The 7,258-nt window shown below is 51.5% G+C and carries 6 protein-coding genes and 1 pseudogene; 4 read left to right on the top strand and 3 right to left on the bottom strand.

Features of this window, described 5'->3' with window-relative positions:
• Positions 1–209: 209 nt before the first annotated feature.
• The 3 genes and pseudogenes from ACR3FF_RS24705 to ACR3FF_RS27485 form a co-directional block, all read left to right on the top strand.
• Entirely contained in the window at positions 210–896 is a 687-nt protein-coding gene (locus ACR3FF_RS24705) for a hypothetical protein (RefSeq protein ID WP_458190779.1), read from the top strand.
• A 20-nt stretch (positions 897–916) separates the two neighbouring features.
• Entirely contained in the window at positions 917–1,474 is a 558-nt protein-coding gene (locus ACR3FF_RS24700; RefSeq protein ID WP_458190778.1) for an NUDIX domain-containing protein, read from the top strand.
• Positions 1,475–1,755: 281 nt separating this feature from the next.
• A pseudogene (locus ACR3FF_RS27485) lies at positions 1,756–1,884 on the top strand (DUF7961 domain-containing protein); the annotation flags it as partial.
• Between the two features lie 161 nt (positions 1,885–2,045).
• Here ACR3FF_RS27485 and ACR3FF_RS24695 read toward each other — a convergent pair.
• From ACR3FF_RS24695 to ACR3FF_RS24685, 3 genes are all read right to left on the bottom strand, one after another.
• Positions 2,046–2,807: an HpcH/HpaI aldolase family protein gene (locus ACR3FF_RS24695; protein ID WP_458190777.1), complete on the bottom strand. Its 762-nt coding sequence runs from the start codon at positions 2,805–2,807 to the stop codon at positions 2,046–2,048.
• 129 nt (positions 2,808–2,936) lie between these two features.
• Positions 2,937–4,346, bottom strand: coding sequence for a PTS transporter subunit IIC (locus ACR3FF_RS24690; protein WP_458190780.1), 1,410 nt, complete (start codon positions 4,344–4,346; stop codon positions 2,937–2,939).
• Positions 4,347–4,589: 243 nt separating this feature from the next.
• Positions 4,590–5,732 carry an aminotransferase class V-fold PLP-dependent enzyme gene (locus ACR3FF_RS24685; protein WP_458190776.1) on the bottom strand — a complete coding sequence of 381 codons (1,143 nt, stop codon included), beginning with the start codon at positions 5,730–5,732 and terminating at the stop codon, positions 4,590–4,592.
• 151 nt (positions 5,733–5,883) lie between these two features.
• On the opposite strand from ACR3FF_RS24685, the gene ACR3FF_RS24680 reads away from it, so the two are divergent.
• On the top strand, positions 5,884–6,165 hold the full coding sequence (locus ACR3FF_RS24680) for a hypothetical protein (protein WP_458190775.1): 282 nt from the start codon (positions 5,884–5,886) through the stop codon (positions 6,163–6,165).
• Positions 6,166–7,258 lie beyond the last annotated feature (1,093 nt).

Here is a 7,258-nt window from a genome sequence, read left to right as displayed (position 1 = left end):
CAATGGCAGCTGACAGATAACGTCTTCCGCTAGATCTTTCACGTCCGAGTCCGAAAGAACACCGTCTGGCTGAGGGATATTGAACACATTCACTCAACCAGACATCTTCCTAATTAGACTAACGCTTTAGCTTCAGTTCTCACATCGGTTGGGAAGTACCGACACTGCTCACCCAACGCCGACAACTGTTTGACGGCGACCGCGAGCAATTGGAGGTACTGCTTCGTGAAACAGCGATCACACCCGATGATGACGAGACGCTGTTCGAACTGTTCGTGTTGTTTCGATTTATCGCAACGCTCGAAGACCTCCACGAGACGAACGCTCAGTTCGAGACCATCAAAACGGATCGTCAGGAGATCGCACATCTCACAAACGATCGTGGCACGGAAATTACCGTCTACCACGACAACTCTGCCAGAGACCGCGGTCTCTCATTCCGAGCACTCCCAGACAACACCCAGGATGGTCTCTCACGGACGGAAAAAGTCCATACAACGGGGTTCGACATCGCGAACGAGTACTTCCAGGACCGATCATTCGAAACACATACTGGCCGGCCTGATATCATCGTCCTTGAAATCGCTCATCCGGATGGTGACTACGACTACCTCATCACCGAAGTGAAAAACAGCACGAACACGGGGACGATCCGCCAAGGAATCAAAGAGACGCTCGAATATCTGGCCTTTCTCCGGCAGGATGACGCGTTTGTCTATGACGATGACGCGTACACAGAGGACTACTTTGGTGATGGATGGAATGGACTGTTAGTCATTCAAGACCTCGAAGAGGAAACTGCCTCGCTCGACGAACAGCTTGATAATGAAATCAAGATCTTGCAAGCATCAGAAGTCGATACTGGACTTAAGCAGGTTCTTCGACGGGTATTCTAGAATCATCTTAACAAGTAGTGGTGCCGATCAAGAATATCGAATCTGTTCGAGAGAACCATCAGTTATTTGTTATCAAACTATCCCTCTCTGTTATGGCAAGTCCACTTTCCGTCGTTTCCACTGTCGTCCGAAAGGGCGATGAAATACTCCTCATCAAGCGTGCTCGTGGAGCATACGCTGGCTACTGGTCGATTCCAGGTGGTAAAGTCGAACCAGATGAGCATCTCGCCGATGCCGCTGAGCGAGAACTCGCCGAAGAAGCAGCCATTGACGCATCCTTCCATCGTCACGTCGGTGTCGTCTCTGAACTGCTTCAAGACGAAGGTGCCGTTCAACATCACCTCCTCATGCACATCTGTACGCTAACGACCGATGACGAGACAATTTCAAAAAGTGACGAGGGAGACGTACAATGGGTATCGCCAATGGAGCGTGATGAGATGCAAGCAGCTATTTCATCCCGTGATTACGCAATCCTCGAGCAACTAGAACAGGAAGGGGATCTTGGCTACTATAATAGCGTGGTCAATCATGTAGACGGTGAATATGATCTCGTGAAGTTCACTAACGGCAAATAGGTCGGCATCTGTAATTGACGCTACTCGCTCATATTTCCGTCCTCTTGACCAGGTTCGTTCGACGAGAATAGCGGTCGACGGTGTGTTCGTCATTCAGTGACCCACGCTCAGTCGTCGTTTGGTGAGTCTTTCCTTGTCGAATCTCAGTTGGACGGTGTTTAGGTCATTATTGGTCATCGAGTCGCCCTATACCTCCCGCAATAGCGGTGGTCTGTCTCTTCCTCGTGGCCACGATTTGTACAGTATGGCATGTTCACGCCCGCGAGTCGGGACAGAGATCGTTGTATTCGAATGCCCCGCATTTCCCTGCTTTCGTCGGGGAATCGGATCTCGAGTATTCCCAAGGCTGCGACAAAGTAGACGTCAAACGGATCGGGAATCTCGGCGAACTCGCATTCGAGCAGTTCTGCCCTGATGAGATTCTTAAAATCGCGTTTTTTATCCAATCGTTTCGTGACGTAGCGATTCCCCCAAGAGTGAATAAATCAACAGATTGCAAAATTATCGTCCAGTCTCTCGTCCGTCACGGGTCGCCGTCAGTGTACTAATCACTGCTACTGAGATCATTCGCCTATTCGAGCAGATAGTCCTCGATGCCACTACGCATAAAGCTCAAATCAGCTCCAAGAAGGAAGAACTTGAATCCCCGAGCAGAGCGCTCAGCTTGTATTTCTGGTGTTCGACCAGCAATGCCAGGATACACATCGTTTTTCATCGCGACGTCCAGTACTCGCTCGACAGTCCGCTTTACCTTTGGATGATCCGTTTCGCCCGGATAGCCAAGTGCGGTTGAAAGGTCATTTTCCCCGATGAAAGCGACATCAATTCCATCGACTGCAAGAATTTCTTCAACAGATTCAATCGCAGTGGGTGATTCGATTTGAATGGCAACGAGTGTTTCATCGTTCGCACCAGTGACATAGTTGTCGAAGTTCTCTCCGTATCCGTTTGCTCGTGTGGTACCAGCGACACCACGCTCACCCGTTGGTGGAAAATGCGTCGCTTGAACAATATTTTCGGCGTCAACAGAACTCTCGACATTTGGAACGATCACCCCCTGTGCACCGGAGTCGAGAGCGTGCTTCGCTGCGCCGGAGGTCGCTGCTTCAACGGAAGGAAGTCGCACGAGTGGCGTGGCATTCGGCTCCACTGCCCGGACAAGGGCTTCAACGCGTTCAGGGGAGTATGGAGCGTGTTCAGTATCAATACCGATCCAGTCGATACTCGTCTGTGAGAGTACTTCGGCCGCACGTGGACTTTGGGACAGGAGCCATGCGCCAACAACGACATTGTCACGTTCGAGCGCATCCAGGGTGTGGTTCGTAATAGACATATGCACTTGTTCGATGGACTTCCTACAAAGAAGAGGGTGATCCGAGCGTTGGGAATTCGGTAGGGCTGTATCGTTGTATCCCGGACACGACCGGGACGAAGTCAGTGTCGTCAGTCCTGGCGATCAGATTCATCGTCCATACGTCTTCGTTGGCTGGTTCGCTGTCGAACTCTCGGAGTCTTCTCCGTTCTTGCCATCGCCGTTAGCAGCCACCATGGTTGGCATCTCTCTTGTCCACCGATAACAGATGTACGCAAAACACGCAGCTATAACCCCTCCAATAGCCACCATTCCGCTAACGTCATCCGGAATCCCTAACGGGGCAAAGAGGCCGAGTGACCACCAGTTTCCGCCCACACTCAGTGCCGAGACAAGTTGAGACCCGTTCGTATCGATGGACTGGAGTCCGCCAGTTATGTGGCCCATTTCAGTGATGTAGGGCGCGAGGAGTGTGCTTGCAATCGTGACGATCGTCGTCATGATTCCACCGCTGATGACTGTCCGAACGAGATTCCCGTGACTAATTGCTGCGGCCCACATGCAGAACACTGGTAGCGTGACGAGATCCGCTAATGGCATGACGACAACACCGGGGATAAATGCGAGCCCGAGTGCGTACGGGATAAGTAGGAGTCCAGCAACAACAGCCGTCGTGTCCGCGAACACAATCGCTCCTGCATCAATACCAATTACAACCTCTTCTCCTCCGAACCGCTCGCTTCCGTTCACACGAGCGGATGCTTGTTCAACTAGCGGCTCAAGTCCCTCGACGAGGAGTTCAACCATTCGGGGAAGTAACGTTAACAGCCCAGCGACGTACATCGCTGTTCGGAACGTTTCAAGCACTGCCTGTTGAGCAAGCACACCGATGAACAGTCCAACGAGAAATCCCAAACCAATCGGGTTCCCGAGAGTGCCGATACGTTGTTCGAGAGCATCAGGACTCGCGTTCAGTGTGCCGAGGATTGGAAGCGACCGAAGGAACCGGTCTATGGCGAATGCAAATGGTGCTTGGAGAACGCTCTGTGCGTGTGGAAGACTCGCCCCCGGGATGTCGAAATACTCTTGCGCGAGTTCAGATGTCCAATCAGCAAGTCTCAGGACGATTATCTCGGTGATGATCGCAGCAGCAAGCCCCAGTACCCAGTTTCCAGTAATCAAATAAATAACAGCTGCATTGAACGCCCATTGCCAATAGTTCCAGATATCAGCATCAAGGGTACGAGTCCATCCGAATGCGAGCAAAAGAAGGTTTACTCCGAACCCAAGCGGGATTACAAGGACAGTCGCTCCCATTGTCCACGTGAATCCTGCAACAGGAGCCCATCCGATATCAAGCCCGATGAGATTCAGCTCCCAAACCGCTGCAAGCGCTTGGACGGTTTCCCCAATCGGGCCTAATACAAACTCTAAGACTGCAAATATACCGACGAATGCAACGCCAACGAGGAGGGCAGATCGTATCGAGGTGAGTATCGGTAATCGAACAACTACGCCGAGTGATAAGATAATTATCGGCATGAGTAGCGCTGGCCCCATGGAAGAAATCAGAAGTTGTAGTTGTTTCAGAAGCTGTGCACCAGTCTCTAATTGCAGTAGTGACTCGAGCGTAAGTAACATTATCGAACACGCTTCGCGTAATCGTTCACGCGAGAAAACGTACAGCAATGTGTTTCATATTGCTACTTAAATATCCCGGTTTCCAGTAGCACCGATTAACGAATCAGACCGGGATAGGGCTGTTGAAATTCTTGATTACGGGGCCGTTCCGCTCGGTGGCCATCAGTGACCTTCCAGAATCTCCCTGAATTGGTCAACTGCGTACCGGATGTCGGCTTCCGTGTTGTAAATATGGGGTGAGACCCGAATCAACCCCGATCGGATGCTGACCTCGATCGGCCTGGACAGATTCTGGAGGCGCCGTTCGATCTTAGCACCCTCCATATCATCGACAGTGAACGTAAGGCGAGATCCTTCAGTTCCCGGGGAAATAATTTCCGTCCCGTCGATGGTGCGTACTTCCTGGCGCAACATTGTGACCAACTCTCGATTGTGGTCGTAGATGTTCTCGATCCCAATCGATCGCAAATACTTGATTGATTCTGCCATCGCGAGTTTGACGTCGTAGGCACTCGTGCTGTACTCGAACTTTCGTGCTGAGGGTGCATACGTGAGGGTCGTGGCGTCGAGATCCCACATCTCCTCGACTGACCGCCAGCCCACGAAAGCGGGGTCAAGTTTTGTCTGAAGATTCTCGTCAATATATGCTACTGCGGCGCCGAAGGGAGCAAGCAACCACTTGTAACTTCCAGTGATATAGACGTCCACGCCCATCTCCAGGAGGTCTACCGGGAGGTATCCTGCAGCCTGAATGCCATCGACGACGACAATCGCCCCCATCTCATGCGCGTGTTCGATGATGCGTTGGAGGTCGAACCGCTGGCCCGTGAGGTACTCCACATGGCTCAAGACGACGACCTCAGTATCTGCCGTAATTCGGCTGAGCAACGTTTCCTCTGGAACAATCCAGTTTTCGGATTCGACGAGCACCACGTCTAAATCCTGGGTTTGGGCAATCCGCATCCAGGGATAAGTGACGCTGGGGAATTCGACATCAGTCGAGATGATCGTCCCGTTCCCCAAATCGAGACTCCAGGCGATTATGTTGAGCGCCTCCGTCGTACTACTGAAAATGGCAACGTCGTCAGGAGTGCAGCCGAACAGGGCTGCACTTTCCTCTCGCAGACCGTCATAGACCATCGCCTCCCGTTGTTCGTCTAGTTCCCGACTGCCACCGCGAGCGATGTCCGCGAAGTTCTCCGTCGCCGTTTCGATGACTGGTTCCGGGACAAGCCCGATATTCGCCGCATCGAGGTACGCAACGTCCTCTGAGAGGGCAAAATCATCTTTGAGATCGTCTCTCATCATCAGTCCTCTGCTGGGAACCTAGACCGAGAAGGAAGAGTATATAGTTTCGCCTGGGATTTTGTTCTCTCATCATCCAAGAAGAAACGAGGAACGCTTGATCACAGCAGAAACCAGAACCTACACAACAATTCCCATCACCAGTGTCCCTATGACACAAACCGTCAACGAACTTCGAAACGAAATTCGACAGGCTGTCGGGAGACACGAACGGATTGAATCAACGTCCTTCACCAAAGAAGCCCTTGCTGCAATCTGTACGACCGTAAACTACGATATCAACACCCACAATTTGCCCTCCAAACCCCAGATGCGGGCTGGTATCCTCTGGAAAGCCGGCGAACTGGACGATGATAATCCGGACCAGACGCCACAACCCTTCCGGAAGGCAGAACTCGAAGCAATTGCAGCTGCACTGCAAAACAACGAGTAACCACTAACTATGGCGGGAGGAGTCGGTCGTCAAGGCAGTCACCACAGTCTATCTGTCTGTTAGGAGAGAATCCCGCCGTTTACGGCGGGAGTGAATCCGACAACTCTTTCACAAACCACGCATCGACACTACTACGGATATTTAAGTAGTATCGGTTCATAATATGACGGACACCGAGGCGGTCACACCGCCCACTCAATTGCACAATATCGGGACTCCGAGGCCCAGAACGTTCGAGACACCCTCTCGAACCGCTGTGGTGTCTCGGTCAGCAAGATAACTCCGAGTCCCATGCCGGGATAGGAGTAACGGCGGTGGGGCCCCGCCATCGGTCTGTCATACCGATAGGTCGTCAACCAGCAAATATCCCAAACCAGCGGTGCGGTGCCGTGGGAAGCCTCACCGTTTACGGCGAGGAGGAGGTCATTCCTGGAAAAACTGGTCAGTGTCCAGTTGAGTAGCTTGTTCGAAGTCGCGACGTTCCTCGGCCATGTGAGTTCGTCCCCGAGGAGTGTGCGGGCGATATCCTCAGCTGTGAAGAATAGTCAATCTTTTTGATTCGATGGAAGGTTATAAATCATTGAATTTATGATATAATAGCCGATTCACCTTGACCGTATCTACAGTCCAGCGAGCGATCACAGCAGGACACTCAGACTAATGTATTGCTGCGAGAATATCATTCATAGACCGCCCCCTGATCATCATACTGACACACTTGATTTTCGCGTATAACGAGGAACAACCCATTCGATGGGCCATCGTCAACGAACGATGATGCACACAGGGAGGAAACCAACTCCGGTTGTCCATCCTTGCTGAAAACGAGGTGGGTGTGGGATTTTACGAGTCGCAGGACTTCGAACGGCTTAGTACAGAAAAAATCAAGTTCGATGGAGATATATAAAAATAATAATAAGTACGTTAAATCCCTCTAGTAGGTCCGCATCACTACTCAACGGCTATTTCACACATAGAAGAGCCTGTCTAAGAATTTTGCCTCACCAATCCTCCTGACGTCGGCTGAAGATACTCTTACACGGTTCGACGGATCGATTCGGCCGTCGACAAAAAAAGAGAACCGGGCTCAGTT

Source organism: Haladaptatus ordinarius, assembly GCF_054177595.1.
This window is presented reverse-complemented; position numbering and strand designations above follow the sequence as displayed.